This window comes from Coleofasciculus sp. C1-SOL-03 (genome assembly GCF_040220555.1).
Taxonomy (GTDB): Bacteria; Cyanobacteriota; Cyanobacteriia; order Cyanobacteriales; family Coleofasciculaceae; genus Coleofasciculus.
The window spans coordinates 1-26195 of the sequence record NZ_JAVJUO010000029.1 but is presented as its reverse complement, the minus strand read 5'-3'; the positions used below and the strand labels follow the sequence as shown (position 1 = coordinate 26195).

Below are 26195 nucleotides of genomic sequence, written 5' to 3'. Positions count from 1 at the left end.
AGGATTTTATGCTAACTAATATCCGTTGGCTCAAGGCAATTTTTCTAGGAGTACTGACGTTAGTCACCATCGTTGCTTGTAATAGCCAGCCAGAGGTTGAGACGAACCAAAATGCCGCCAACGCACCTGCGTCAGACTTGACTGAATTGGAGTTTGGCGTTGGTCCCTATTTCCCAACTCCCAATGAGAATCGCAACCAGTTTGAGCCATTGTTTGAGGAATTGGCAGAGCAAGTAAATTTGCCAGCTAAGGTAACCGTTACGGAGGATTGGATTGGAATTTCTGAAGCCTTGCGATCGCGTACCTTAGATGTAGCCTGGTTGGGTCCGTGGGGATACGTGCTTGCCAATAACAATGAGCCGTCCATTGAGGCAATCGCTACGGTTAAGTATAAAGGCAAACCCACTTACTACTCTGTGTTAATGGCTCGCGCTGATGCCCCATTCGATACCCTGGAGGAGGTAATCGCTCAGAGTCAAGCAGGGGAAAAGCTGAAACTAAGTCTTGCTGATGTGGGTTCCACCTCTGGCTGGTTGATTCCTACCGCAGAATTTGAGCGTCGCGGCATCGATCCCAAAGAAGTCTTTGACTACAGTGAAGGAGCTAGCCATGCAGCGCAAGCGATCGCAGTCATTAGCGAACAGGTGGATATTGCCTCAGATTATGACCGCAACTTGGATGTGTTGGCAAGTGAGGGGCGGATTGATAAATCTAATCTCAAGATTATCTGGCAATCTGCGCCTTTACCCAATGACCCGATTGCGATTCGGGGTGGCTTACCAGAGGATATCAAAACTGAACTGCAAAATTCCTTGGTGAACCTATCCCCAGAGCAAGCGCAGGAATTATTACCAGAAAATTACACGGGTTTTGTGGCATCCGACGGCAGCAATTACGAACCGATTCGGGAAGCTGGTAAGTTGGTGGGCAAATTAGAATGACGAAACGAACACCATTAACTGTACACCAAAAGCATCACCCGTCTGACTACGAGGCGATTTGGCAAGCTGAACGTAACCGACGTGGCGGACTATGGCGCGTACTGCAACGCGGATTTTGGGGACTGCTAGCTATAGCAGTTCTAGTCGCCAGCCTCCAAACCGCCGAAGTCTCTGTTAAGGAATTCTGGGAGGGATTACCGCGCATGGGGGAATGGCTAACCAGGTTGTGGCCCCCCGATTTCTCGGAATTTCCGTCCTTTCTTGCAGCGACTTGGGAAACTTTAGCGATCGCAATTGTTGGTACAGGCGCAGCGATTATGGTTGCAGTTCCTTTAGCCATTTTAGTTGCCCGAAATATCACGCCCTTTCCATTACTCGCCACTCCACTGCGGTTTGTTTTAAATCTTTTGCGGGGAATTGATACGGCAATTTTTGCGCTATTCTTCGTTTCCATTGTCGGCTTGGGACCTTTTGCTGGTGTCTTGGGAGTTGCATTTCACACCACCGGTTCGATGGCAAAACTCTATGGGGAAGTGCTAGAAACCATTCCTGCTGAACCGATTGAAGCGATTGAAGCCACAGGAACTGACCGCATCCGCACCTTTGCCTTTGCTGTTTTACCTGAAGCCATGCCGGGACTGATTGGTATTAGCTTATATCTGTGGGAATTTAACGTTCGCTCCTCGGTAATTTTGGGCATTGTTGGTGCCGGAGGCATTGGTTACGAACTATTGGTTAGTTTGAAATTACTAGACTTTTCCCGCCTTGCCACTATTTTGATTTTGATTCTAGCGATGGTGAGTTTAATTGATGCCCTCAGTGCTTATTTGCGGAAACGATTGGCGTAAACAAGCAAAATTTATCGCTATACTGACAGAACCATGCCTGTTCAAACCTTGAATCTACAAGCCTTAAAAACGCAGCTAAACGCTCATTTGCAGCAAACTCACCCAGCCCTAGAGCCATGGGATTTGCAACTTTTAGCCCACGGAGAAGCCAATATTATCTATCGATTAAATCAAACCTCTCTGGTGCGAGTGGCAGTTAATACTCCCAACCAACGCTTTGAGGGAAAATTCAGCCATCTTACCCAATTCGAGCAGACAATTTTGCAGTACATTCAAGGCACGGGTATCGGTCACGAACTTCAAGGCGTGTTCCCAGAACCTAATGAATATTTTCCCTACAGTTATTTAATCACTAATTTCATCGAAGGCAGTCCTCTAAACTACAGTCGGGAACACTTAGAAAAATGCGCCCAGACGTTAGCAAAACTACACCGCCTACCACTTAATGCCGAGTATAGTATCGACCGCCTTACACCCAAAGTGCCTGTAATTAAGCAACCTCTAACCTTGTTTTACAATGAGTCAAAAACCTACGCTCAACCCTATTTGGACTCTCCCCAGGCAGAACCGGAAATCGTGGAAATGTTAGAGGCAGTTTTGGCGAAAGCGAAAGCGCGACTAAAGGCAGAAAAGCTGTTAGAAGACTATCCCTACCTCTGTCTCGTCCATAGCGACCATACTTATGATAACTGGGTAATGAATCAGCAAAACGCTCATTTGATTGATTGGGAGTGGGCAGAATTGAGTTCTCCAGCAGGCGATATTGGTCATTTTCTGTCTCCTGTGGTAATTCGGCGCACTCAAGGCTATAAGATGCCGCCATTAGACCGAGAATTTTTCCTGCGGACTTATTATAATGCTTTAGAAGATGAGCATTTAGCCACCACCATCGAGCGGCATTTTGCGGCATTTGGCGTTTACCCCGCCGTGCGATCGCTCTGTTGGACTGCTGGATACTGGATTACTGCTGTACGCTGGTATGAAGAGGATAGTCCTAGTGGTCACGATCGATTAGTTCGCTTTCAGGAAAGCCGCAACCAGTTCCCTGAGTTTTGGCAGGAAATCATGCAATGGCTGGATGCAGAACCCTAGTCATTTAAACTCCTGTATTCTTATGTTGTTCATAACTCCTCATTCAAATTATGGTTTTTAAAGAACGAAAATCCCGTGAAAAAGGTGTAATTGAAGAAGACAGACTGCTAGAACTGCACGTCTACCCTGGCAACTTTTGCAATCGGGACTGCTCATTTTGTACCGTTTTTGGCTCTCCTAAAGGTTGGTACACCGAATATACTATAGAGCATCTGGAAGCGACATTAAAAACGGTCTGTTTACATGAAAATGGCACCCTGAAGTTCTATGGTGGAGAACCAACGCTTAATCATGAAAATGTTATTTGGGCAATTCACTATCTCCGAGAAAAAGGATTTCGTGGTTCTGTGGTGATTTATTCCAATGGCATTCAAGCCGAACGGTTGCTGCAAATCTTGGACGCTGACCCCCTTGACAAAACAACGGCATCGTTGAATTATTCAATTGCCACCGGAGATGGCGCATCTCAAATGCCGAAGCGATCGCTCCAGATGCTCGAAGCCTACGAACTAGACCATCCTGGTACAATTGCGATCGGACATCCAGATATTGTGGATTCGGGTAGGGGTGTTAACCCTTTTACAGGAGAAGAAACACGCCCCGTCATTAATAGTAAATGTCCCCGTTGCTATCCCGTTTTAACCACTGAGGGGAAATTTCACGCCTGTCCTTTTGCCGTAGAAAACAAAGCGCCTCATTTTCAATTGGGTGACGCGATGGCAACTCCAGCGCAAATCTCGACAAACTTTAAAGCTTTTCTCAACTGGCTTGATACTGTCCACGAACCGTTTGCCGTGGAACATAATTTACCTGCTTGTACCGTTTGTCAGCAGCATCTTCATCAGCTTCCTGTCCCTAGTTTTGAGGGCAAGAAAGATTAATCTTTTCCTCCTCTTCTAGGGGATAATCCTCTACTGGAAAAGCCGACCATTCCCACATTGATCCAGCATAGTTTTTCACGGTGAACCCTAAATCCGTGAGAACTGAAGTTAACCATCCCGAACGAATCCCTCCGGTGCAATAGGCAATAATCTCAGCTTCTGATGTGACTTTATATTGTTGTAGAAGGGCAACAATTTCCCCACGGGGAAGTAGCTTGCCATCCTCACCTAGTAAGATTTTGTAATAGAGAGAGATAGCGCCCGGAATGTGACCACCTCGCTGTTCTCCATAAGGAGTTTCGCCAGCGTATTCACCAGGTTCCCTAGCGTCAACGATCGCTAAATTCTCACATCCCAGACAAGCTTTGAGTTCATCGCGCCCAATCTCCCCAGCCGTGGTGCGGCTGACGACAAAATCACCCCTAGTGGGTGGCTGATTGGCAACAGCCGTAACGGTAGGAATTCCCGCTTTGACCAAAGCTTGATCACCCCCATCGACGAGTACAGCGTTTTGATGACCAAGAGTGCGTAACATCCAGACAATCCGTCCGTCTTCACCACCCCCGTTCACTGGATCGCCAAAAACAATAACAGGTGTACCATTAAAAATACCAAAAGCCTGAAGCTTTTGAGTTAATAGCTGGTTATCCTCCAGCAATTTTCCTTGGAAGGGTGGAGATGCTTGAGAAAATTGCTCCCATCCTATTGGAACAGCTCCCTGTAGACACCCACTCTCCTGTAAAGCGGGTTCACGGGCATCAAGAAAGGTAGCGCCTTGGGCGAGTAATTGCTGGGCTTCATCTGCGCTTACCACCCATTTGCTGTAATGGATTTGGGGTTTAGAACTGTTGACCATTTCTTTAATTTTTGCTATAAAAATCATGCTTGCCATTGAAAACCTTACCAAGTCTTACAACCGTGGCGCACTCGCCCTCAAAGATATCAGCTTCTGTATCGAACCCCACACTTTTACCGCAATTTTGGGACCTTCTGGTGCAGGGAAAACGACATTGCTGCGGTGCATTCTCCAACTGGTGAAACTTGATGGGGGGCGAGTATGGTTTCAGGGACAGGATTTAACTAACTGTTCCGCCAAGGATTTGCGTAACAGCCGCACTCAAATTGCTACAGTCGCCCAGCAATTTAACTTAGTCCGCCGCCGCAGTGCTTTGGAAAATTGCCTTGGGGGACGCTTGCAGGAGTTACCCTTGTGGCGCTGTTTCCTGGGAGTTTTTCCCATCAGCTTGTTAAATGAAGCCATGGCAGCATTAGAGCGAGTGCAACTACTGGATGTCGCATTTCAACGCGCCGATCGCTTGTCGGGGGGACAGCAGCAGCGAGTCGCGATCGCTCGGGCTTTAACACAACGGGCGCGTTTAATTCTAGCAGACGAACCCATTGCTAGTCTTGACCCAGAAACGGCTCACATTGTTTTGGGTTTGTTGCGATCGCTGTGCACTCAGGAGGGACTTACCATTGTGTGCAATCTTCATCAAGTGGAACTGGCAAAACAGTATAGCGATCGCATTCTGGGTATTCAAGCCGGAGAACTCGTGCTAGATATGCCAACCCATCAGTTAAGTTCCTCGGATATCAACCGTATTTATCGGTCATGAAAGGACATCCTCTAACCTAAAAAGTCTTAGCAGTACAGTTAACTGGATCGAACTCAAATCGCTGTTCGTAGTTTGTTTCACCATACAGGTTGAAGCTAATTGTCGGTTCGTCACCAAGCGCTTCAACACGATGAATTACTCCACCTGAGTAAATCCTTTTGAGCGTCAGCCTCGTATCACTAATAAATTCAAGCTCAATAGGTTTGAGGTTTGAATCGAGCAAAAACGGCAGTCAATGACGCAAACTTATACTATGCTTCGGTTTTTAGGTCAAGACTAATGATTTTAAATGATGCTATCCAACCAAACGGATGCCGAGGTATTTCAAGCGTTGCGATCGGGGAACCTGTTAGCCTTGGGTATCCTTTACGAGCGCTATGGAGAGGTTGTTTACCGCACCGCTATGCGGATGTTAGGCAACCAACAAGAAGCTGAAGACCTAACCCAAGAAGTCTTTCTCGCCCTTAAGAGTAGGGGGACTTATGACTCAAAACGAGGTTCTATGCTCGTCTTTCTACTAACCTTAACCCGCTCAAAAGCAATTGACCGCCACCGTCAGATGCAAGCTCAGTGGCAGCGTCTTCAACGATGGACTCGCAGCCTTCCGCCTGAAAGTTGGAGTACATTGATGGATAAGGCTTCCTTTGAAGAAATGTCCTGCCGCATCCGCGAGGCACTTTCTGAACTGCCTTCCAATCATCGGCAGGTTCTGGAGATGGCTTACTATGACGGCTTAAGTCAATCAGAAATTGCCCAAGACTTGAATATGCCGATAGGAACCGTAAAAACTTACAAGCGCAAGGGCTTGTTAAAGCTCAGACAACTATTGCAAGATTTGGTGGAACAGCGATGGTAGACTTTCAAGACTCTGAAGAATTAAACGAACGATTAGCCAGCTACGTCCTTGGCGATTTGACTCCAGAAGAAGTGGCTTCAGTTAATCAGTTATTAGAATCTCATCCAGAATTAGCGACTGAAGTGAGCCACTTGCAGAAAACGTTGGCACTGCTTCCTTTATCTTTACCGGAAACTTCGCCTCCTGCAAGTTTAGGGTCTCAGATTTTGCAAGCGGCTAGAGATAGCGATACGAGTTTAACGGCAAAAGTATCAAAGCGAGTTCGCCCAAGACCAAACACTTGGCTTGGTGTTGCTGGAAGTGTGGCGGCTTCTGTTATAGTTGGACTCAGTATATACAGCTATCGCTTACATCAAGAGGTAATTGCTGCTCGTGCTGAACTATCGCGCTATGAAGAAGCGATCGCTTTACTTCGTCAGCCGAGTAACCGCTTGGTCTCGCTCAAAGGAACGAATGCAATCCCTCAAGCCTCTGGAAGTATGGTGGTTGTGCCAAGCTCTGAAGTTGCCGTATTAACGCTTCAAAATCTAGCTCCCCTACCCAAAGGGCAAATTTATCGATTGTGGGCATTTGCCAACGGGAAAAAAATTTACTGTGGTGAATTTAAGCCTGACCCTCAAGGAAAAGTATTCGTGGAACTCCCACTGGATAATGTCATGTCAGGTAACTCTTCAATTGTAGTGACTGTTGAGCCATCACAAAGATTCTCGCAGCCCACTGGAGAAACAGTAATGACCGGAGGCGGAGGTATGTCACTTTAATTTGGACTTTGGACAAACAAAAAATAAGCTTATCGCCTATCTAGGTGTCAAAACGAAAGCACTTTTTGTGGAAAAAATGGCTTGAAACTCTTGTAGTGTATAGTTTCCGCCTTTATGTGTCTTTACTCTCTGAAAATGCATTGGATTGTTCTACGTGAATATATGGATGTTTAGTTTCCGGCTCCGTTGAATTAGTCTAAACTCCAGAGTATTTGATGGACGATTTCTGTCCTGTTTCTTGACCAATGTCCTAGGCGCGATCGCAACCAGGTAACCAGTGAGAGAGCTAGCACGTTCCCTCAAAAAGAGCAAACATTGGGAGGACTGACTGGGCAAGTCGGCTGTGCGATGGGATTGTCGTCAAGGATAAGCCTCCTCAGATTGGTAAGTCCAGACAGAGGACGAACATCTGTTATTTGGTTATCGTTGAGGTAAAGCCAAGTCAAATTGGTAAGTCCAGTTAAACTTACATCTGTTATTTGGTTATCGCTGAGGTAAAGCCAATCCAGATTGGTAAGTCCAGACAGAGGACGAACATCTGTTATTTGGTTACCGCCGAGGCTAAGCCGCTCCAAATTGGTAAGTCCAGACAGAGGACGAACATCTATTATTTGGTTACCGCCGAGGCTAAGCCGCTCCAAATTGGTAAGTCCAGACAGAGGACGAACATCTGTTATTTGGTTATCGTTGAGGTCAAGTTCAGTCAAATTGGTAAGTCCAGACAGAGGACGAACATCTGTTATTTGGTTTTCGCCGAGGAAAAGATCAGTGAGATTGGTAAGTCCAGAAAGGGGACTAATATCTGTTATTTGGTTATCGTTGATCAAAAGCCAAGTCAGTGATGTAAGTCTAGAGAGAGGACTAATATCTGTTATTTGGTTTTCGCCGAGGAAAAGATTAGTGAGATTGGTAAGTCCAGAAAGGGGACTGAAATCTTTTATTTGGTTATCGATGAGACGAAGCGAAACCAGATTAGTAAGTCCAGAGAGAGGACTAATATCTGTTATTTGGTTATTGTTGATAAAAAGCACATTCAGATTGGTAAGTTCAGAAAGGGGACTAATATCTGTTATTTGGTTATTGTTGAGATTAAGCCACTCCAAATTGGTAAGTTTAGAGAGAGGACTAATATCTGTTATTTGGTTACCTCTGAGGTCAAGCCAAGTTAGATTGGTAAGTCCAGAAAGAGGACTAATGTCTGTTATTTGGTTATCGCTGAGGTAAAACTCAGTCAGACTGGAAAGTATTTCATCAGCTTGAGAACAATCACTTGTATCTGCTTCTACCAACAGCACCTCTACTGTTTTTCGCGTCTCGGCTGACAAACTGGATTTTTTCAGACACCACTCCCTAAAAGAACTCCCTAGACTGGGTGAGGCAGCTTGAGCTACCCCCCATCCCAATCCCCAGATACTTAAGAACAGTCCGGTAACACTAATCCATTTCATTGCTATCAACCTCTTTGAACTATCGCGATCATAAACTGGGAACCGTTGTCCGATATCGCCGAATCCTGCAATTGCCGTAATAATTAAAGCAGAACCAATTAATAAACGTGCTACCGAATTAGTAACAATAGGGTTGATACCTCCAGGGGTAATCATTATTCCACCTACCACAATGACAAATGCCCAAGTTAAGGCTCCCCACCGCATAATTCCTACCTCCTGATTACTAGGTGTGGGGTAAGCCGAGAAAACTTACCAGCTTGATTTTATTAGACTCGATGAGAAAATGTTCGACAATAGCTAATTCATTTTTGGGTAAACAAATAAACATCATCCTGCTGATAACTTAATTGAAATGTCGGTGTATTTTGTACCCGTTCTAACAAATGGTTGACCACCTCTGGACTACTTCCCCAACCCGGATGACGCTGATTCAATAGTACATAATCAAATTGCCCTAACTCAGTTGTTTCCGCACCGACGGTTACCAACTTAACCACAGGGCGGTGGGTTAAATGGGGAGCGACTTGGGCAGGAACTAAAACCCCACCTTTGGTTTGAATTTGAGCAATGGCTTCCCTTGTGGCTTGCCAAGTATCAATAGATTCCAAATATCTCGACCAAAAATAACCAAATTTGGCTAACGCTAAAAACGCAACCAATGACCAGATAATCATGCTTCGCGGGTGGCGTAACCATCCCTTTCCGGCGGCTAATGTAGAAATGACGGCTAATAAGAGAAAAGGCAGTGCTGGTAAAGAGTACTGATGAATTAAATCTTTTTGGGGTTGGTAGTCGGTGATTAAGTTTATTATCAAAGTAGGAACTGCTCCAACTAAAGGGGTGAGATGCTGGGGTGAAAGTCCCCAAATCAGAGGTGAGAACAGCAAAGCCAAATATTCTAGGTTAGGCAAGGTGAAAATTCTCCCCAATACTAACCCTGGTTTGAGGAACAGATTTTTGGCGATTTCTAGAACCGAGTCTCCTAAAAAAGCATAACGCCCGACAGCCTCAACACCATCGGGTCTAAATGTAGGAATAATCACCTGAGTAGCAATCAAAAACCAGGCAATTCCTGCCCCTAAAGCAATCCCACCACACCACCGCTTTTTCTCAAACACCAACAACCAAAACCCCATGGCGGCTACCGTCAGAGATAAAGCATCCCGACACGCCAAAATTAAAATAATTGCCCCACAAAACCAAATCTTACGATTCAGCCGCGCCGCCAAAACTGCACCTAAAAAAGCGGGTAAAGCGATAACTTCGGCATGGAAATCAAATAGATTGAGATTAAAAACTAATGGATACAGCAGATAGACGAGTGCCATTGCTGTTGCTTGGGACTCCTTTAACCCTGCTTGACGGGCAAGATAAAAGGTGGGTAAAGCACCGATAGCTAACGCAATGGCTTGCACCGCAAACAACCAATGGACATCGGGATGGATTTTGTACAGCAAGGCGAGTCCATAGAGAATCCAATCTGCGTGACCGCCCATAAAATGGTAACCCCAGAAGGAAACAATCGGGGTTTGTCCCTGGCTAATCAGGTAAGTCGCCTGGTCAAAATAGCCCAAATCCATAGCAGAGGATTGAAATAGGGCGTGTCGTAAGCTGCTGCATATCAATAAGATTAAAGCACTTACCGCGATCGCAGACCTAACCGTATTAAGAGACCGACTTGTTGCCATACTACTTGCAGGGAGTTAAAATTTACCTCACCACTATTCCCCTAGAAGGGCAGGTTTCGTCAAGTTATCGGACTTATCGGTCAAACCCGCCCCGATACAGCGCTTCCCGCTTTCCCCAACTCAAAATCCCCGAAATAGGATTAACCCAGTCTGAAATAAACCGATCACTACACCCAAAATCCCGCCTAAATTAACAATCGCTTGCAATTCATTTTTGACAATCACTTTAACGGCAACTTCTAAGGATTCTGGTGATGTACCTCTTACCCGCTCTACAATAAGCTGATCGATCGATAAAATGGGAATAACCTGCGTCACCAGTTTTTCTAAATCTTCTTCCAGATAACGCTCCAAAATTAATGCCAATTCTTGACTAATTAATTCCATTGAGCTGCTCATAATTGCCGACTCTCGCAATCGGTTTAAGATTAATACCGCGACCTTTTCCCAATCAATGGATTGACTTAAACCTTGCAAAAATTCACCGCCCTGCTCTCGGATATACGTGCGAACCGCATCCCGCATAGTTTTGCGTAACTGTCGCACCGTAGACACGGGCAAATTTTGTAGGGATAGAGTTTGCAGCCATAACTGTAACCGTTCACGGGCACCCAAGGCGGTCAATAATTCTTGCAGACGCGCATTGCTTTCCTCTTTCTCATCTAAGCAATAGGTTCGCAAACGGGTTAGCGTATTGCGTAGTCCAAATAAATTGGCGACAATCCAATAGGTGCCACTTGTCTTCTCGCGAAACCCTTCATCAATGATTTGGATATTGCGATCGGTTAAAAAATCAATAATCCCTTGACGCAGCACATCAGGCGGTAATGCCACTTGCAGAATCCACTGGGAAAGCTGTTGCGCTTGTTGCTCATTCAGTTGAAACTCCAGCAAAATTTGATCAAAAATTTGGTTAAGCTGGGCTTCTAAAAAATCCTCGCGACGGGCTAAAACTTTGAGTAAACGGGGCAATGATTCTCCTAATAAGTCGTGGAGAATAGCCGCAAGAATCTTCGCTGTTTTCTGTTCCTTATCTAACTGGACTTGTTGCAACGTCAGATTGAGCATCCACAGAATTGCCCCACGCACCCGTTCCCGATGCAGTAGACGCCGTGCTAGTCGTTGCATCTCCGACGGGGTTAACAAAGAACCCATGATGGTATCGGATACCCGTTTCGCTAAGCGTTCCTGGTTATCGGGAATTAAACCGGGTGTAAACGGTAACCGCCGCTTGCCAATGTAAATGGGGCGGTAGGGACGGAATAGCATTTTAATGGCTAAATCATTAGTGAAATAGCCAATAATTCCCCCCGCGATTGGAGGTAAGAATAGCAGCCACAGGTTCGATAAATTCAAAACAGCAACCGACGTAATACAGAATGGACAAGCAAGGATTGGTGGAAAGGGTTGACTTGGGCGTTTTATAATCCCCAATCCCTGATCCCCATTGTAGGCTCTACGGTTCAAGGGGCGTTTCATCCCTCGGATAAATCTCGAGGGCTTTCACCTTCGCTATTTTGTAAAAAAGCTAAACGACACCCGACACCCCCACACCCGACACCCGACACCCCTACACCCTGTCAATTCCTCAAGTCGTTTACCCACTCCGTCAAGACGCTACGGTTTCCGGACGACCAAAACGCCCATCATTCCCCCAGCGATGGGATAGTGCGTGGCGTGGCTAAATCCAGCCTGGTGAGCCAGTTCAACCTGCTGTTTTCCGGTGGGGAATCGCTCTAAGCTGGGAGTGATGTAGGCATATTCTTCCTCTAAGCCCAAGGATTTGGCACGGGGTACGACAATTGTGTCGAGATACCATTGCTGAAACTGACGTAGGGCTGGGTGTTGAGGACGATGAAAGTCTAGGATAGCCGCCTTTGCCCCCGGTTTGAGGACTCGGTACAGTTCTCGCAAACAACCGGGAATATCGGTAACATTCCGCAAACCATACCCCATGGTGGCACCGTGGAAAAAATTATCCTGGAAGGGTAAATCGAGAGCATCGGCTTCAATCCAGTGAAGGGTTAAGGGGGGATAATGATAAGTTGCCCTGGCTTTTGCGATCGCGAGTAGCCGAGGCGAAAAGTCAACTCCGTACACTTGACCCGTTGTGCCTACGTCTCGGGCGAGCAGTTCGGCTAAATCACCACTCCCGCAGCATAAATCTAAACCAATCTCACCTGGCTCTAAATCGCACCACTTCACCGCCATCTTTTTCCAGATCCGATGTTGACCTAAACTTAACCACTGGTTGAGTTGGTCGTAAACGGGGGCGATGCGGTCAAATAAATGGCGAATTTCTGAGGGGTCATGTGTCATTGGTTAGGGAACGGGGAACAGGGAACGGGGAACAGGGAACAGGGGAAGCTGGGGGAGATGAGGGCGGGTTTTGAATAAACGTTATCATCAACCGCGCCACAGAAATCCCTAAACCCGCCCCTACAGATTCAACCCTCAGCGACTGGTTGCGATCGCTAAACCAACCTGCTGGGCGGATAGGTGAATCAGTTTTAGCTCATCTTCACTCAGTTTACGCGCCTGTTGTTGCCATTGGAGGGAGAGTAGAGCTAGGAGTTCGCTGCGGTGGACAATTGGAATCAGCAGGTGGGCTTTTATGCCAATTTTCTGGTAATACTCTGTGGCATCTTGGGGAGTTGCACCGGGGGCGTTAATCCAGACTTGTAGTTGATGATTCGCGATCGCGTCTGGCAAGAGAGGATCAGAGTCTAGGGGGTTGACAAGGGATTCATCTTGGCTGTATTTACCTTTTACATCTATCAAATGATCGCCTTCTACTACTTGCAGGATACAGGTATCTGTGCCAAAGCTGTCACTAAATATTTTGGCGATTTGAGGCAAGCTAGTTTCTAGGCTGTCTGAATCTTGCGCCACTTGCACCAAGGTTTCCATGAGCGCCATTTGAGCATGGGCTCGCTGCAATTCTTCGGTGCGTTGCTTCAGGAGTTCGTAGGTTTGAACTGCCCGATCCACAACGGTTTTGAGTTCGTTTGGGTCCCAGGGCTTGGTAATATAGCGATAGACTTGTCCGGCGTTAATCGCTTCGACTAAGTCTTCCACATCCGTAAACCCGGTTAAGATAATCCGCATGGTATCCGGAAACTCGGGGACAGTTTTGCTCAAAAACTCCGTCCCTTTCATTTCTGGCATCCGCTGATCAGAAATAATCACGGCGACTTCTCCTTCATTGGAAAGGATAGAGAGGGCTTGAGCGCCACTTTCGGCTCTGAATACGTTAAACTGACGCCGGAAGGTGCGGTAGAGGAGATCCAGGTTATCGGGTTCATCATCTACCACAAGCATTTTCGGTTTTTGCGATCGCTCCAAACTCATGAACTGACGAGTGATAGTATCAAAATTAGGGTTCACCTTGTCCATAACACTACAACAAACTCCAAGCGAGTAAGTTTGAACTGGCGAGCCACAAGGGGAAGGCTATTTTGGTCTGTCCTGTTGCCCAATAGATGTAAACTGTCTTAACCTTAAGCTTTTTATCTAACCCTAGCGAGTTTTTGCTTAAATCTATTACTATTTAATCACGAGAAATTTGAGACATCTGATCACTCAAAAAATACGGCAAGCTTTTCTTCCCATTATGACGGAAATATCACCTGGAAATCCTCACCCTAATCCTCAAGCTCACTCAGAGACAGTAGATGCTGATGCACTAATTCAGTTGCTCAGGCGCAAAGAAAGTAACTGGGTGGAGTGGGGACAAGCGTGTCAACAACTCCAAAGTGCTGGCTATAGTTCCCAAGCCGTTTTTGAACAAACGGGGTTTGAGCCAATTCAACAGAATCAAGTCATTGTAGCATCTCAGGTCTATGAAACGTTAGTCAAAGTGGGCGTGTCGGAAGCCGTGCGATCGCGCTTTGATCGGACGGGGAGTGATATCCTCTATGAGTTGCGGATTCTCACCCAACCGGAACGAGCCGCCGCCGCTGAGTTTATTGTTGCCAGAAATCTGGATGCGGATGGTGCCCGTGAGGTGGCAAAAGCGATGAAAGAATTGTCGCGTCGCCGTACCCTACCGGAAGGATTTTCGGATCATCCAGGTGATGCTGTGGCGTACCAATACTGGAAACTTGCCCAACAACAGCAGAATTTACAAGAGCGATCGCGGTTAGTCGCACGAGGGTTAATGTTTGCTCATAGCCAATCGTCGCGAGAAGAAATTGAGCAGTTACTCACAGAACCTTTTGCAGGGAAACGCCGTCGAGCGCCCCGTTTGCCCTTCTATCGCGTGGAAGCGAGTGAACAATTACCGCGACTGATCCCAGTGGTGGGTGAGTTTCCGGTAACGACTGCTGAGTTCCAGCAAGTGGAGGCGGTGAAGACAAAGGGGGCGTTTCAGATTGTCGATTCTACCCATCAGCAACAGATTGTCGCCATTCCCGGTTGGCAAATCGTGGCAAAGGCACAAGAGCCTGTGGCAATTTTGGGTAATATTACTCAGCTTCCCAAACAAGAGAATGAAAAATCAGAAACGGTGTTGCTGATTGTTGACCGAAAAACACCAGAGTGGAATGCCGATAATTATTATATGGTTGATCAATCGGGAACATTAGCGATCCAGTGGTTTTCGGAACAACCCGATATACCGTTACTGGGACAGCTAATTCTGGTGTTGCGTCCCAAGAAAATTCTCGATGAACCGTTGAGTCGGGATCTATGGCAAATTGATGAGTAGGTTATTTGTCATTTGTCAGGGAATAGGCAATAGGTAATAGGCAATAGGCAACACCTCGGCTTCGCTCGGTGTGTCATAGGCAATAGTTAAGCAGGTAAGGTAGAGTTTTGAGTTAACTTACTCATCTTCTCCCATCTTCCCCATCTTCCCCATCTTCCCTCCCCCTGCTCCCAGACGTGCCATGGCACGTCTCTACATTGCTCCCCCATCTTCCCCTAAAAGTGATCGGTATCACTAAGCCGTCGGAGGGTTATCACTTTCTATTTGTAAAATTTGAGGAAAATTAACATAACTTGACTTGAGCGATGTTGTGCGGTAGCTGTCTATGCAATCACCTATTCTTCTTCCGGGCGCTCTCTCGGAACTCTTTGCACAAGCGACCAGTTCTGGTTACATGACGAAAGCTGACCGCTATGGACTGATGGCAGCGATTTTAGGCGAAGATCTCAGTACAGACGAGAAATGCGTTATCGATCGCCTACTGCGGGCGGTACGGCGAGGACGGCTGCATTTAGCAGATGAACTGTCTGCTGTGCTGACGGATTCCCATGTTTCTTTCTCAGCGATGGTTTTAGCGGGCGGACAAAGTTCTCGCATGGGTCAGGACAAAGCCTTGATTCCTATTCAAGGTATGCCGTTACTGAGACAGGTTTGTACCATTGCCCTTAAATGTACTCGTGAAGTGTTCGTCATCACCCCTTGGCCCGAACGATATCGAGATATTTTACCGAAAAATTGTCATCTTATCCAAGAGATGTTGCTGCTAGGAGAGGCTCAATCCCATGGTCCGTTGGTCGCATTTGCTCAAGGATTAACTCAAGTGAAACGGGATTGGGTGCTTTTACTCGCCTGTGACTTACCCCAACTTCAAGTTGAGGTTTTGCAAAATTGGGGTAGTCAGTTGACAAATACTCCCAAAGAGGTAATGGCTGTACTTCCCCGAAGTCCCAAAGGATGGGAACCCCTGTGTGGTTTTTACCGACGCCAATGCTTACCCCAATTAATCGATTATATTAATCAGGGAGGACGCTCCTTTCAAAAATGGCTGGCACAGCACCCTGTCCAGGAACTTCCAGTTCGCGATCGCCAGATTTTATTTAACTGTAATACCCCAGAAGATTTGAAAGTGATCAATTAGCCTCTGTCGGGCTGTCTGAGATAAGGGTCGCAGCGACTGCGATATGGTATTCAGTATTTATACGTATTGAGTTGATATCAAAACTACCCACTAAGTATCTACATATCAATTTTTCTGCTGTACTCATAAAGCTCAAGTACCCTCAACTTCCTACTGTTTCCCTTTTTCTTGGTTCTGTTCTCTTCACCTCAGTACACGACTTATTTCATTAATCCTTAACTGCGTGTTTATACGGAACTTTTTAAAATAGGTTGCCGTAGCTTTTTTTAGTGGACTATGCTGATACGCAAGCAAAACAAGAGGCTGTGTCACTAAAAAATAGAAAAGGACATGAAAAGATATTTATTTGCCAGTGTTATTATCGGGGCGTTAGCCTTGAGTGCAGGTGAGGCTAAAGCTGCCACGATTACAATTGACTCTTTTGAAGATGGGTTTCAACGGGTCTCGGCGGCTAGTGATACAACGTTTAATTCAACGATTCATTCCGCTAATCCAATCGTTAGGGGAAAACGCGATATCCGATTAACAATATTAGAAAATCCTTCCCCCAGTTGGCTAAATGCCGAAGTAGCCGTACTACCTTTACCGACTGAACCTGGAATTCTGACGATTAGCAATGATACAGGCGTTAAGAGTGAGACACTGATTACCTGGCATGGAGAGGATGAAAATGGTTTGAGTCTAGATGTAACCGGAGGAGGAATCAATAAATTCTTTCGTTTTAATGTACTCAGTGCTGATTTGGAAGCTGTCTTAACTCTTTCGGTGATGGATAATAACGGTACTGCCAGTCTAACCAGAACTCTATCTCCTAGTTTGAATCCTACCTCTGTTGTCTTCAAGTTCAATGAGTTTGATAATGTTGCAGCAATTGATTTGACCCAGGTTGATGCTATTTCCTTGGCAATTCGAGGAGAAGAAAATTTTGATTTTATGGCAACTTCTATTGTGGCGACTGTCCCTGAACCGCTTACCCTTTTAGGTTCAACTATAGCCCTGGGATTTTGGACAGTCCTGAAAAAAGAGTATGACAAAAAGCAGGCAAAAAGTCAGCCGAAACGTTAGGACATCGGTCAAGAAACCGGGTTTCTTTGGGTGAAAGCTTAATATTTCGTTGTCATCCTCACGAGAAACCCGGTTTCTCATAATACAGTACCGTTTTCTTTTGTCCGACTACTTACATACAGTCGTTTGGGGGAATCAAGCTGACTGATGGGTAAACTAACCGTCACTGTAGTGCCTTGATTCAGTGTGCTGTCTATGTGAATCTGACCATGATGATTGTCTACAATAGCTTTAGCGATCGCTAACCCTAATCCAGAACCTGCCGCCGCATCCTTAGTTCTGGCAGGATCGATACGGTAGAAGCGATCAAATATCAGGGGTAATGCGGTTTCAGGAATCCCAATACCATTGTCGCGAACTTGAACTTGAATCCAGGAAGAACCTTGTCGTCCACCTTTACTGGAACGATTGACCAATTCGAGTTTCACCTGCACCCATCCTTCCTCGTCTTTGTCTGTTTTCGGTGGCGTATATTGCACCGCATTACTGACAAGATTGGTAAATAAACGCGCTAACTGATTCCAGTCGCCCAGAATGGTAAACACCTCGTCGTCTAAGGGTTGTAGGGGGGGCTGGGAAGCGCTAAAGCGCTCACTACGAACGGTAGAATCAACAGATAATTCAGCCCTCGTATCGTTGTCGTCTCTATCAAAATCAGGGGTTTCTGGCAAATGCAGCGACAGAAAAATACCCTTTTGATCAGCAATTAATTGTTGTTCTTCAATCACTTCCATCAGCAACGCATCCAAGGGGACAGGTTGCCATTCGGGTTGTACCATACCACTATCAACCCGCGCCAAAAAGAGCAAATCATTCACCAATCGTCCCAAGCGCTGAGTTAATCGTTCCACTACCTTCAGTTGGTGGCGTTGCCATTGCGGTTCCATCTCTGGATCAGCTAGCGCCACTTGCACATTAGTTTGAATCGTGGCGATGGGATTTCTTAACTCGTGGGAAGCATCAGCAGTAAACTGTTTTAACCGTTGATAGGAATCGCGCACGGGTTTCATCGCGAGTTCGGAGAGTAACCAACCAATCGCGGCGGTGGAGAGAATCATTAGCGTTGTTCCCACCGTTAAATCGACGATTAACTGGCGGATAGGTTTGGTAACTTCAAACCAGGGATGACTCACCCGTAAATAGCCTAAAACATATCGTCCCAGTTCGACTCGCTTGGTAAACTGACGCAGCAGGTGATCCGGGGATAAATGGACAGTTTCCGCTGTTTGTCGGGGATGCAGGGGAATATCCAGGGGTTCTGATAGGGTTGACCAGAGTAACTCACCTGTGGGACTAAACCATTCTAAGTCAATGTGGTCATCTTCCACCGCTTCGGTATTGTCGCGAAAACTGGCTTCTACGTTAATCTGATAGGGAGTAACCGTCCCCTCACTGGGCTGAATCACTAGAGAGCGATCGACAACTTCTACCACATGCTTTAAGGTATCGTCCACTCGTTCGATTAAGGTGCTGCGGACATATAAATAAACCCCTGTCGCGAATAGTAATAATAAGACAGCCGTAACCGTTGTATACCAAAGTGCCAGACGGCGGCGAGTAGCTTGAAACATTGTATACAGCAGTTTGCTCTGCTATGCGGTACATTTTCGATCCCCCTAAATCCCCCTTAAAAAGGGGGACTTTGATCTACTGTACTTTATTACAGAATTCAGCGCTGTAAGTAGTGGCGTAGCACACCCAATTTGATGAATTAAAATCACGCCCCGAAACCGTAGGGGCGCAAAGACTTGCGCCCAATTCAATGGTAAAATCTATTCCACAATTTTAGCGGTGTCAGTCCAGTAGTGGCGTGGCAAACCTTATTTGATGAATTAGAATTATGCCCCGAAACTGTAGGGGCGCATGGCGTGCGCCCGATTCAATGGTATAGCACTACGCGCTAGGCTTTCTTGCAAGAGGCAATGGGCAATAGTGAAGAAAAACACTTACCTGACAAGGGATTGAGCGATTTAAATTTTTCTTATTTTGTCCTAACGTGTGTGCGTAGTGCTATAAAATCTATTCCACAATTTTAGTTTAACTCTTTGAACCCGTTTCAACGGGTTTTAGCTTTTAGCCCCAACTTTAGTTGAGGGCTTAAGTCTAGATGGACAATTTAATCTCTCAATCTCTCAATACCAAATGGCGCTGCGCGTCAAAGGCAATCTTCCCTTGCTGCTGTAACTGATTGAACAGTCGAGTAATCGTTACTCTAGTGGTGCAACAGGCGTTCGCAAAATCCTGATGCGTCAGGCGAACCGTTAAACGAATCCCATCTGATGTCGGTTGACCAAATTTCGCTTTCAACCAGTCTAGGAAACAGTGCAAACGGTCTGTTATTTGCCGCTTACCCGCCATGGCTAATAAAAAATCTGTCTGTTGTAACCGCTGATTAAGCAGAGGGAAAAGCCTCTGAGATAGTTGAGAAGAGGCGGCAATTTCAGTGCAAGAAATACTAATTAACTCTGCTGCTTCCGAGACAACAGTGGCTTCGTAAATCGGTAGAGAGGTCATGCTAGAACTGAAGGGCATGGATTCTCCGACTAATCCCACGATTATTTCATCACCACTTTCGCTAACTGTACTCAGTTTGATCACGCCTTGGCAGACGATCCAAATGATCTGGGGTTTGAGAGAAATTGTCTCGCCTTTATGATAGATATACCGAGGGCGATTTTGGTAAAGGTTGGTATTATTACAATAATTGTCTCCCCTCAGACCGGGCTGGCGATCGCGAATATCCTGTACTCTCCAGTGCAAACTGATCGGCTGATTGTCTAAATCACAGTAGGGACTTACCGTCAAAACCGCCTCCATGGGTTTACTGTGACGCGGCTGAATCTGAACGATCCATTCTTGTTGTAGGTTACGCTGCTGAATCTGGATGAGTTTAGCTGGAAACTTGCGGCGATCAGATTTAGGGAAGAAAATGTCTAGGGGTTTACCCACTAAAAACTGTTGCGATACATTCAGGAGGTTGGCAGTGGCTTGATTGGCGTCTATAATTTTCCCTTTGGTATCCGTCTCTAGGTAAGCATGGGGCAAAAACTGGAGTAGGTGTTGATAACGCTGGCGTTCGGCTGCTAATTCTACTTGCATCGCTGCCGATTCCTCCGCCTGTGCTAGAAGTTCCTCCATCGCCACTTGCAGTTCTTCTGAAGCCATGCCGAGTTCTTTAAAGGCTGAGGGTAGTAGGTGGGATTTTTCGTTTGCAGTATTGACACAGCGGTAAAGCCGATCTAAGCGTCCTTGTAATGCCTCAAGTTGCTGCATAAACCGCTTCAAGTCACTGTCAAACCTCCCAGCGCTCATTTTTCTGGATAAATATTCCCCCATAGATAGATTTTCAAGTGTCTTATTCAGTGTTTGGGAAGGATGAATTGATTCTGCCCTCCAAATACGTCTGTATTCACAGTAACAAAGCAACTTCATATAAGTCCCCATCTTTAGACAGACGTAAGAGTCTAGCAGGAATTGATATTCTACTAGATGTCAGTACAGTTAAGGATTTCAGCACCCTTCCAACTGACAGGAGGGATGAACAGGGTTCTAGGTTCATACCAGCTCAACTATTACCTGGCTAGGATTGCCAACCTCCCTGCTGACTCATCGCTACTTCAGACGCCCTTTACAGATAGATATGAATTCACCAACCACTTCTCATCAAACAACTTCCGCCGCTAAACCCAGCCAAACTATATCTAATAATCGCCAAAGTCTCTGTTGTTATACCAATCACACCAACTATATCCAAGTGATCCGACTGGTGAATCAATCCCATACCAATTGGCAACGGGTTATTTTTCCCGGTGAGCGTTTCCTGTTTGAAGCTGACTCCGAATCGAATTTAGAGATTATGGGAGATGAAGTCGTTTCTTCTCTAGTTAATTGTCAAAAGTTGCTAGTAAAACTCGAAGTCTGATTCTTTTGCAATTCATTTTTTCTGTTTGATTGGCACAGTAAACACTATTCCTCAACAAGAAGATCAGCATCATGCCGCAGAAAATCATCAATCTAACCTGTCTCCTTGTCATTCAAGAAGTAAAAGATATCTTGGCAACTTATCCAGAGACTCCTTATCAAGAGGCTTTTGCTGAGGCAGAATTATATAACCAGCTCATTAATCAGGTATTAAGTCGAATTCCGGATCAATCTTATACTATCCTGTACGAATCTGAAAAACTCCCCAAAAACCCTCGGCGCTTTTACGCTTCTATGGAAGAGCGAATGATGGTCGAAGAACTGATTCATCAGACTATTATTGCTCTACTGGAAACGCAGAGAAAAAAAACGTTACATTCCCCGGCGTCAGAAGATAACTGTTCTGCTAATGCAGCGATGACTTCCAACAAAAAAATCTATCGTTGGTTTGGCTATTAGGGTTTTGAGATCAGGATACAGTATCATCTCCTTTTGCCACGGCGATTGAAATCGCTGCTACACTTGCCAAAGTCCGCCTGCGCGGACTGGGTTATAAGGGGGGTAGTTCCGGTAGATCCCGGACTTCTGAATCCCATGCATTTAGGTAAGCAGGATTTCGACAAAGAAGTCGGGGATCTGGAGTGTAAGAGTACGATGAAAACGTTGGATGATACAATAGTCGCCAACGCCAAATCATGTCAGTTTTGGCTGAGTCAATCCAGGAGTCCCCCTTCACCTGATGTCCAGACGAATGGCGAACCCGGCTAATGTATTCAATCGAATTCCCGGACGCGCTTATCTGTTGATTGCGATTGTGATTTTCGCGTCAGCCAATGCGGTAATCCGGATGTTAACAAACTTGGGAGATCAAAATCTAATCGATGGCAGAAATCCCATCTCGTTCTGTAATGTTCTGTTTGCAGGAAATCTTTGTGCCTTAATCGCCCTCATCTTCATCTATGGCAAGCAGTGGAATGTTGAATCCTTAAAACGTCTCTCGTGGACAGATTGGCTGGGATTGACGGGGGTGGCAATATTATCTGGGGCATTGGCGCCGGCTTTAACATTTATGGCACTAGACTTAACAATGGTCAATAATGTTGTGCTAATTGGTCGCATTGAACCGCCCCTGATTCTGGCATTATCGATACTTTTGCTGGGAGAACGGGTGAATAAGTGGGTGATAGGGGGTGCGGTGGTTTCGTTCATTGGCGTTTCTCTGACTGTATTACTTCAGACTCCCGCCACGGATATGGTAAATATGGGGAGATTCCAGATTGGCACCGGGGAATTATTTGCCGCAGGTGGTGCTGTGGCGTTAGCCTTGTCCACGATTATTATTGACTTCTCCCCTGGTTAAAAACGCAGGGGATTCTAAGAGGATACTGCGGGACGGGCTAAAGCCGCGTCCCTCCGTTTCATCTTCTTAGAGTTCCAGAGTAAAAAGAAGTCACCCGCTCCCAGACGTAGCATGCTACGTCTCTACATTGCGCCCCATCTCCCCCTGCTCCCCCATACCCGACACCCGACACCCTACACCCCACACCCCACACCCAGTCTCTACCCATTACTCGGCGGTTGATATCCATTTTCATAAGCAAAACGAATAAGTTGAGCGCGGTTCCCCACCTTTAACTTATTGAGAATACTACTCAGGTGGGTTTGAACAGTACGTGGACTAATAAACAAGCGATTGCTGATTTGTTTATTCGTCAATCCTTGAATCACTTCCCAAAACACTCGTTCTTCTGCGGGTGTCAATGGTAAAGGTGTAGGAGTAACCGTTTCGTCGTTCTGAGGAGCTGAAACCTCATTCGCTTGAGCGGTTTTAGCTTGATCCGCTAAATCCTTGACGGCAGAACTGGCATTAAGCTGCATTAACTGAACAATCAGAGCATGGATGCGACGGGTTCTCTCTAGCTGAGCCTCGATTTTAGCCGCTAATTCTCTGGGATTAACGGGCTTAATCAAATAGTCATCTGCTCCAATGGAGTGACCGTGAATCCGGTCTTCTAGTTCTCCTTTGCCCGATAGAAAAATAAACGGCATCAGTTGACCAGATGGAGTTGCCCGCAGACGACGGCAAAATTCAATTCCATCCATCTCTGGCATCATCACGTCAGACACCACCAAGTCCGGTGGATTTTTGACACAAGCCTCCAAAGCCTCTGCCCCAGAACTCACCTGTTCAACCTGATATCCTATATTTTCCAGGGCGCGTGTCAAAGTAATGCGTAATGTTCTATCATCATCAACCACTAAAATTTTTTTCATCGTTGGTCATCAGTCATGGGTCAAAAGGTTGAAGGTTAGGGTGGTGAGACGCTTCCCCTCAGAACGTCCTTCCTTGGGCAAGAAGCGTCCAGGCAGGAGCAGGAATCAGGAACAAAAAATCAGTGTTGGTATTAGCCTAGCGACTTCAATAGCGTATTGCCACAACCCTTGAGCAGAAGCTAGCCAGAAGGCAGATGAACTAACCATCTGTCATCGGCTACCCTATCCCACAGTCAGGTTGACGCCGAGCTACGCTCTATCGAGTAACAGACTGCACCACGATAAGCCAACAGAGATGCTTTATTCCAGCATAATAGTTGAGTTCAGCGAGTGTCTAAACCCTAGACTATCGAGTCTAACCTTGTACCTGTACGGCTCAAGAGCGGGAGCAGGGGCGGAATGTAGAGACGTAGCCTGCTACGCCTGGGAGCAAAAGAGAAATTTTAGCCGATTTTTTGTAGCATAGGATACCTTTTCTGGGGAAGTCCGGCTTCCTCCATCAGCATGTCAGCAACTGAAGTGACACCTTTTATCAGGGGTAATGAGTAATGGGTAACTCATGAAATGTCCGTTATATTTGTTACCAATCTGTTGCCATTTTCGTCTTCATTTGACAACAATCTGCAAAAAAACTTAATAAAGTTTCCAGCCGCCAAGAGATCTGGTAACTTTTTCGGAGCATCAATAATCGTGATGCTGATTTTAACCTTAGCCAAAGAGTTTTATGTACGAAAAAATCACACCTCCAGATACCGGGTCTCGCATTACCTTCAAGGATGGCAAACCCATCGTTCCTGATGATCCGATTATTCCCTTCATTCGGGGAGACGGCACAGGGGTCGATATCTGGCCCGCCACCCAAAAGGTCATTGATGCAGCGGTGCAGACGGCGTATGGTGGGAAGCGGAACATTACCTGGTTTAAAATTTATGCCGGGGATGAAGCCTGCGACAAGTACGGAACGTATCAATATTTACCCGAAGACACCTTAACCGCGATTAAAGAATACGGCGTTGCGATTAAGGGACCGTTAACCACACCAATCGGCGGAGGTATTCGTTCTCTCAACGTCGCTTTACGCCAAATTAATGACCTCTATGCCTGCGTGCGTCCCTGCAAATATTACCCAGGAACACCTTCGCCCCACAAAGAACCCGAGAAACTCGATTTGATTATTTATCGGGAAAACACCGAAGACATCTACCTGGGAATTGAGTGGCGTCAGGGTTCCGAGATTGCCGACAAACTGATTTCTATTCTCAATCAGGATTTGATTCCAGCCACGCCAGAACATGGCACAAAGCAGATTCGCCTTGACTCAGGGATTGGGATTAAACCCATCAGTAAAACGGGTACTCAACGTTTGGTTCGTCGCGCCATTGAACGCGCCTTAAGCTTACCCAAAGCCAAGCAAAAGGTTACCTTGGTGCATAAGGGTAATATTATGAAATACACCGAAGGTGCGTTTCGAGACTGGGGGTATGAACTCGCGACCACAGAATTCCGGGCGCAATGTGTTACCGAACGCGAATCGTGGATTCTCAGTAATAAAGAACATAACCCAGATATCAGCCTCGAAGAGAATGCCCGGAAGGTTGAACCCGGTTATGATGCGCTGACACCGGAAAAACGGGCGGAAGCGAGGGCAGAAGTCGAAGGCGTTCTCAATGCCATCTGGGACACCCATGGTAATGGTCAGTGGAAAGAAAAAATCATGGTCAATGACCGGATTGCGGACAGTATTTTCCAACAAATCCAGACTCGCCCCGATGAATATTCGATTTTGGCGACGATGAACCTGAACGGGGATTATTTGTCCGACGCGGCGGCTGCCCTAGTGGGGGGTTTAGGCATGGGACCCGGTGCCAATATTGGTGACACCTGTGCCATTTTTGAAGCCACCCACGGCACAGCACCCAAGCACGCGGGTTTAGACCGTATTAATCCCGGTTCACTGATTCTATCTGCGGTGATGATGTTGGAATATATGGGCTGGCAAGAAGCGGCTGACCGGATTACACGGGGAATTGGTGGTGCTATTTCTAATCGCGAAGTCACCTACGACTTAGCCCGGATGATGACCCCACGGGTTGAGTCCCCGTTGAAGTGTTCTGAATTTGCCGACGCGATTATTAAACACTTCTAGCTCTATCAGGCAGGGCACGATGGTATCGTGCCCCTACCCAATCAATTAGGGTCTGCTGTAGGGAGTCTTGTGGTGGGGAGAGGCAATAGGCAATAGGCTTTCTGGCAATGGTTTCAACCCTCTGTCAAGGGATAATTGCCCCAATTATCCCTTCCGTTGTGGTAGGGGCACGGCAATGCCGTGCCCTATTATCAACATCGTAGTCTTGAGATTGGGGGCAAGGCGGGTTTCGTTGTCCAATTTGAGATCGGTCTCCTAATTTAATTCCTAAACCCGCCCCTACATGTTTGGGATGTACATTTAGAAGGTGCGATCGCGCTGGAAAACAGGGTTAACTAACAGTCCGTAAATATCTAGACAATTAGTGACATAACTGGTTTGATTGGATTGGTTAAATATAGTCGGATGTATGGACTATCCTCTGATGTGGCAGCGGCTCTGGCAATTGCCAGAAGAGGAATGCATTTGAGTGAAAGATTGCCGCGCTCTGTGTCCGCCTATCTCGGAGTGAATCCGAGAAAGCACGTATGGAGCGCTCTACATCAATTTAATAATTTTATTGGTCGATGCTCTGTAGTTAATCGTAGACACGATTACTACTGTGTCTCTAACTGGGAGCCATTGGTTAAGGCTGATATCGAGCAACAATGCCGGGTATCAGCCAAGCGTAAGCGTTAACGGTTATCGACCAAAAGTTACACCGTGGACTTATACCAAGGCAGAATTACTTGTGGGTAGGTTTGTCTAGGTTTTTAGAAGCGGTCAAAAACAAAGTAATCAGGGGTGCGGAAGATTTGCTCGTAGATATC

Annotated in this window: 23 protein-coding genes and 3 pseudogenes; 16 read left to right on the top strand and 10 right to left on the bottom strand. The window is 46.2% G+C overall.

Features of this window, described 5'->3' with window-relative positions; genetic code table 11:
- Positions 1-8: 8 nt before the first annotated feature.
- From RIE73_RS04920 to RIE73_RS04905, 4 genes are read left to right on the top strand one after another with little or no spacing between them, the layout of a single operon-like run.
- Positions 9-941 (top strand): phosphate/phosphite/phosphonate ABC transporter substrate-binding protein, encoded by a 933-nt coding sequence (locus RIE73_RS04920; RefSeq protein ID WP_446400129.1) that lies wholly within the window; start codon positions 9-11, stop codon positions 939-941.
- Positions 938-1789 (top strand): phosphonate ABC transporter, permease protein PhnE, encoded by an 852-nt coding sequence (phnE, locus tag RIE73_RS04915; protein ID WP_446400128.1) that lies wholly within the window; start codon positions 938-940, stop codon positions 1787-1789. Before RIE73_RS04920 ends, phnE begins: the two co-directional genes overlap by 4 nt.
- A 33-nt stretch (positions 1790-1822) precedes the next feature.
- Positions 1823-2881 carry a phosphotransferase gene (locus RIE73_RS04910; RefSeq protein ID WP_446400127.1) on the top strand — a complete coding sequence of 353 codons (1059 nt, stop codon included), beginning with the start codon at positions 1823-1825 and terminating at the stop codon, positions 2879-2881.
- 50 nt (positions 2882-2931) lie between these two features.
- Positions 2932-3762, top strand: coding sequence for a radical SAM protein (locus tag RIE73_RS04905; protein ID WP_446400126.1), 831 nt, complete (start codon positions 2932-2934; stop codon positions 3760-3762).
- Here the strand turns inward: RIE73_RS04905 and RIE73_RS04900 are convergent.
- A complete protein-coding gene (locus RIE73_RS04900) occupies positions 3737-4654 on the bottom strand; it encodes a sulfurtransferase (RefSeq protein WP_446400125.1) in 918 nt (305 codons plus the stop codon). The two genes, RIE73_RS04905 and RIE73_RS04900, sit on opposite strands and share 26 nt — an antisense overlap.
- Here RIE73_RS04900 and phnC point away from each other — a divergent pair.
- The gene (phnC, locus tag RIE73_RS04895; RefSeq protein WP_446400124.1) at positions 4644-5378 is read left to right on the top strand and encodes a phosphonate ABC transporter ATP-binding protein; all 735 of its coding nucleotides are present in this window, start codon (positions 4644-4646) and stop codon (positions 5376-5378) included. The two genes, RIE73_RS04900 and phnC, sit on opposite strands and share 11 nt — an antisense overlap.
- A 16-nt stretch (positions 5379-5394) precedes the next feature.
- Here phnC and RIE73_RS04890 read toward each other — a convergent pair.
- Positions 5395-5514 (bottom strand): annotated as a pseudogene (locus RIE73_RS04890) (cupin); the annotation flags it as partial.
- 156 nt (positions 5515-5670) lie between these two features.
- Between RIE73_RS04890 and RIE73_RS04885 the strand changes: the two are divergent.
- Positions 5671-6234, top strand: coding sequence for a sigma-70 family RNA polymerase sigma factor (locus RIE73_RS04885; RefSeq protein WP_446400143.1), 564 nt, complete (start codon positions 5671-5673; stop codon positions 6232-6234).
- The gene (locus RIE73_RS04880; RefSeq protein WP_446400123.1) at positions 6228-6995 is read left to right on the top strand and encodes an anti-sigma factor; all 768 of its coding nucleotides are present in this window, start codon (positions 6228-6230) and stop codon (positions 6993-6995) included. The genes RIE73_RS04885 and RIE73_RS04880 overlap by 7 nt, the downstream gene beginning before the upstream one ends.
- A gap of 299 nt (positions 6996-7294) precedes the next feature.
- Here RIE73_RS04880 and RIE73_RS04875 read toward each other — a convergent pair whose 3' ends face one another.
- The 5 genes from RIE73_RS04875 to RIE73_RS04855 form a co-directional block, all read right to left on the bottom strand.
- Positions 7295-8650, bottom strand: coding sequence for a leucine-rich repeat domain-containing protein (locus RIE73_RS04875; RefSeq protein ID WP_446400122.1), 1356 nt, complete (start codon positions 8648-8650; stop codon positions 7295-7297).
- A gap of 98 nt (positions 8651-8748) precedes the next feature.
- On the bottom strand, positions 8749-10134 hold the full coding sequence (locus RIE73_RS04870) for a DUF2079 domain-containing protein (RefSeq protein ID WP_446400121.1): 1386 nt from the start codon (positions 10132-10134) through the stop codon (positions 8749-8751).
- A gap of 120 nt (positions 10135-10254) precedes the next feature.
- The gene (locus RIE73_RS04865) at positions 10255-11490 is read right to left on the bottom strand and encodes a DUF445 domain-containing protein (RefSeq protein ID WP_446396846.1); all 1236 of its coding nucleotides are present in this window, start codon (positions 11488-11490) and stop codon (positions 10255-10257) included.
- A 261-nt stretch (positions 11491-11751) separates the two neighbouring features.
- A complete protein-coding gene (gene ubiE / locus RIE73_RS04860; protein ID WP_446400120.1) occupies positions 11752-12453 on the bottom strand; it encodes a bifunctional demethylmenaquinone methyltransferase/2-methoxy-6-polyprenyl-1,4-benzoquinol methylase UbiE in 702 nt (233 codons plus the stop codon).
- A 135-nt stretch (positions 12454-12588) separates the two neighbouring features.
- Positions 12589-13530 (bottom strand): response regulator, encoded by a 942-nt coding sequence (locus RIE73_RS04855; RefSeq protein ID WP_446400119.1) that lies wholly within the window; start codon positions 13528-13530, stop codon positions 12589-12591.
- Between the two features lie 217 nt (positions 13531-13747).
- Here RIE73_RS04855 and RIE73_RS04850 point away from each other — a divergent pair, with 217 nt between their 5' ends.
- From RIE73_RS04850 to RIE73_RS04840, 3 genes are all read left to right on the top strand, one after another.
- On the top strand, positions 13748-14842 hold the full coding sequence (locus RIE73_RS04850; RefSeq protein WP_446400118.1) for a RuBisCO accumulation factor 1: 1095 nt from the start codon (positions 13748-13750) through the stop codon (positions 14840-14842).
- 535 nt (positions 14843-15377) lie between these two features.
- Positions 15378-15980 (top strand): molybdenum cofactor guanylyltransferase, encoded by a 603-nt coding sequence (locus RIE73_RS04845; protein WP_446400142.1) that lies wholly within the window; start codon positions 15378-15380, stop codon positions 15978-15980.
- 330 nt (positions 15981-16310) lie between these two features.
- On the top strand, positions 16311-17045 hold the full coding sequence (locus RIE73_RS04840; RefSeq protein WP_446400117.1) for a PEP-CTERM sorting domain-containing protein: 735 nt from the start codon (positions 16311-16313) through the stop codon (positions 17043-17045).
- A gap of 77 nt (positions 17046-17122) precedes the next feature.
- On the opposite strand, the gene RIE73_RS04835 is transcribed toward RIE73_RS04840, so the two are convergent.
- Together RIE73_RS04835 and RIE73_RS04830 are read right to left on the bottom strand one after the other, a co-directional pair.
- Entirely contained in the window at positions 17123-18616 is a 1494-nt protein-coding gene (locus RIE73_RS04835) for a sensor histidine kinase (RefSeq protein ID WP_446400116.1), read from the bottom strand.
- 553 nt (positions 18617-19169) lie between these two features.
- A complete protein-coding gene (locus RIE73_RS04830; protein WP_446400115.1) occupies positions 19170-20381 on the bottom strand; it encodes a PAS domain-containing protein in 1212 nt (403 codons plus the stop codon).
- Between the two features lie 304 nt (positions 20382-20685).
- On the opposite strand from RIE73_RS04830, the gene RIE73_RS04825 reads away from it, so the two are divergent.
- The 4 genes and pseudogenes from RIE73_RS04825 to RIE73_RS04810 all read left to right on the top strand — a co-directional run.
- On the top strand, positions 20686-20967 hold the full coding sequence (locus RIE73_RS04825; protein WP_446400114.1) for a DUF1830 domain-containing protein: 282 nt from the start codon (positions 20686-20688) through the stop codon (positions 20965-20967).
- A gap of 71 nt (positions 20968-21038) precedes the next feature.
- Positions 21039-21425, top strand: coding sequence for a hypothetical protein (locus RIE73_RS04820; protein WP_446400113.1), 387 nt, complete (start codon positions 21039-21041; stop codon positions 21423-21425).
- A gap of 135 nt (positions 21426-21560) precedes the next feature.
- Positions 21561-21734 (top strand): hypothetical protein, encoded by a 174-nt coding sequence (locus tag RIE73_RS04815; protein WP_446400112.1) that lies wholly within the window; start codon positions 21561-21563, stop codon positions 21732-21734.
- A pseudogene (locus RIE73_RS04810) lies at positions 21706-22305 on the top strand (EamA family transporter); the annotation flags it as partial. The gene RIE73_RS04815 and the pseudogene RIE73_RS04810, both read left to right, overlap by 29 nt.
- 221 nt (positions 22306-22526) lie before the next feature.
- On the opposite strand, the gene RIE73_RS04805 reads toward RIE73_RS04810, so the two are convergent.
- A complete protein-coding gene (locus RIE73_RS04805; protein WP_446400111.1) occupies positions 22527-23240 on the bottom strand; it encodes a response regulator transcription factor in 714 nt (237 codons plus the stop codon).
- Positions 23241-23964: 724 nt separating this feature from the next.
- On the opposite strand from RIE73_RS04805, the gene RIE73_RS04800 reads away from it, so the two are divergent.
- The gene (locus RIE73_RS04800; protein WP_446400110.1) at positions 23965-25386 is read left to right on the top strand and encodes an NADP-dependent isocitrate dehydrogenase; all 1422 of its coding nucleotides are present in this window, start codon (positions 23965-23967) and stop codon (positions 25384-25386) included.
- A 372-nt stretch (positions 25387-25758) separates the two neighbouring features.
- A pseudogene (locus RIE73_RS04795) lies at positions 25759-26064 on the top strand (hypothetical protein); the annotation flags it as partial.
- Positions 26065-26195: the final 131 nt, after the last annotated feature.

Excerpts from the sequence above, each read along its gene's own strand:
- RIE73_RS04805 (WP_446400111.1), bottom strand. The coding sequence starts at position 23,240 with ATGAAAAAAATTTTAGTGGTTGATGATGATAGAACATTACGCATTACT.
- phnE (WP_446400128.1), top strand. The coding sequence starts at position 938 with ATGACGAAACGAACACCATTAACTGTACACCAAAAGCATCACCCGTCT.
- RIE73_RS04800 (WP_446400110.1), top strand. The coding sequence starts at position 23,965 with ATGTACGAAAAAATCACACCTCCAGATACCGGGTCTCGCATTACCTTC.
- RIE73_RS04875 (WP_446400122.1), bottom strand. The coding sequence starts at position 8,650 with ATGCGGTGGGGAGCCTTAACTTGGGCATTTGTCATTGTGGTAGGTGGA.
- RIE73_RS04850 (WP_446400118.1), top strand. The coding sequence starts at position 13,748 with ATGACGGAAATATCACCTGGAAATCCTCACCCTAATCCTCAAGCTCAC.
- RIE73_RS04855 (WP_446400119.1), bottom strand. The coding sequence starts at position 13,530 with ATGGACAAGGTGAACCCTAATTTTGATACTATCACTCGTCAGTTCATG.
- RIE73_RS04905 (WP_446400126.1), top strand. The coding sequence starts at position 2,932 with ATGGTTTTTAAAGAACGAAAATCCCGTGAAAAAGGTGTAATTGAAGAA.
- RIE73_RS04880 (WP_446400123.1), top strand. The coding sequence starts at position 6,228 with ATGGTAGACTTTCAAGACTCTGAAGAATTAAACGAACGATTAGCCAGC.
- RIE73_RS04835 (WP_446400116.1), bottom strand. The coding sequence starts at position 18,616 with ATGTTTCAAGCTACTCGCCGCCGTCTGGCACTTTGGTATACAACGGTT.
- RIE73_RS04825 (WP_446400114.1), top strand. The coding sequence starts at position 20,686 with ATGAATTCACCAACCACTTCTCATCAAACAACTTCCGCCGCTAAACCC.
- RIE73_RS04815 (WP_446400112.1), top strand. The coding sequence starts at position 21,561 with ATGCATTTAGGTAAGCAGGATTTCGACAAAGAAGTCGGGGATCTGGAG.
- RIE73_RS04900 (WP_446400125.1), bottom strand. The coding sequence starts at position 4,654 with ATGGCAAGCATGATTTTTATAGCAAAAATTAAAGAAATGGTCAACAGT.
- phnC (WP_446400124.1), top strand. The coding sequence starts at position 4,644 with ATGCTTGCCATTGAAAACCTTACCAAGTCTTACAACCGTGGCGCACTC.
- RIE73_RS04910 (WP_446400127.1), top strand. The coding sequence starts at position 1,823 with ATGCCTGTTCAAACCTTGAATCTACAAGCCTTAAAAACGCAGCTAAAC.
- RIE73_RS04820 (WP_446400113.1), top strand. The coding sequence starts at position 21,039 with ATGCCGCAGAAAATCATCAATCTAACCTGTCTCCTTGTCATTCAAGAA.
- RIE73_RS04870 (WP_446400121.1), bottom strand. The coding sequence starts at position 10,134 with ATGGCAACAAGTCGGTCTCTTAATACGGTTAGGTCTGCGATCGCGGTA.
- RIE73_RS04920 (WP_446400129.1), top strand. The coding sequence starts at position 9 with ATGCTAACTAATATCCGTTGGCTCAAGGCAATTTTTCTAGGAGTACTG.
- ubiE (WP_446400120.1), bottom strand. The coding sequence starts at position 12,453 with ATGACACATGACCCCTCAGAAATTCGCCATTTATTTGACCGCATCGCC.
- RIE73_RS04840 (WP_446400117.1), top strand. The coding sequence starts at position 16,311 with ATGAAAAGATATTTATTTGCCAGTGTTATTATCGGGGCGTTAGCCTTG.
- RIE73_RS04885 (WP_446400143.1), top strand. The coding sequence starts at position 5,671 with ATGCTATCCAACCAAACGGATGCCGAGGTATTTCAAGCGTTGCGATCG.
- RIE73_RS04830 (WP_446400115.1), bottom strand. The coding sequence starts at position 20,381 with ATGGGGGAATATTTATCCAGAAAAATGAGCGCTGGGAGGTTTGACAGT.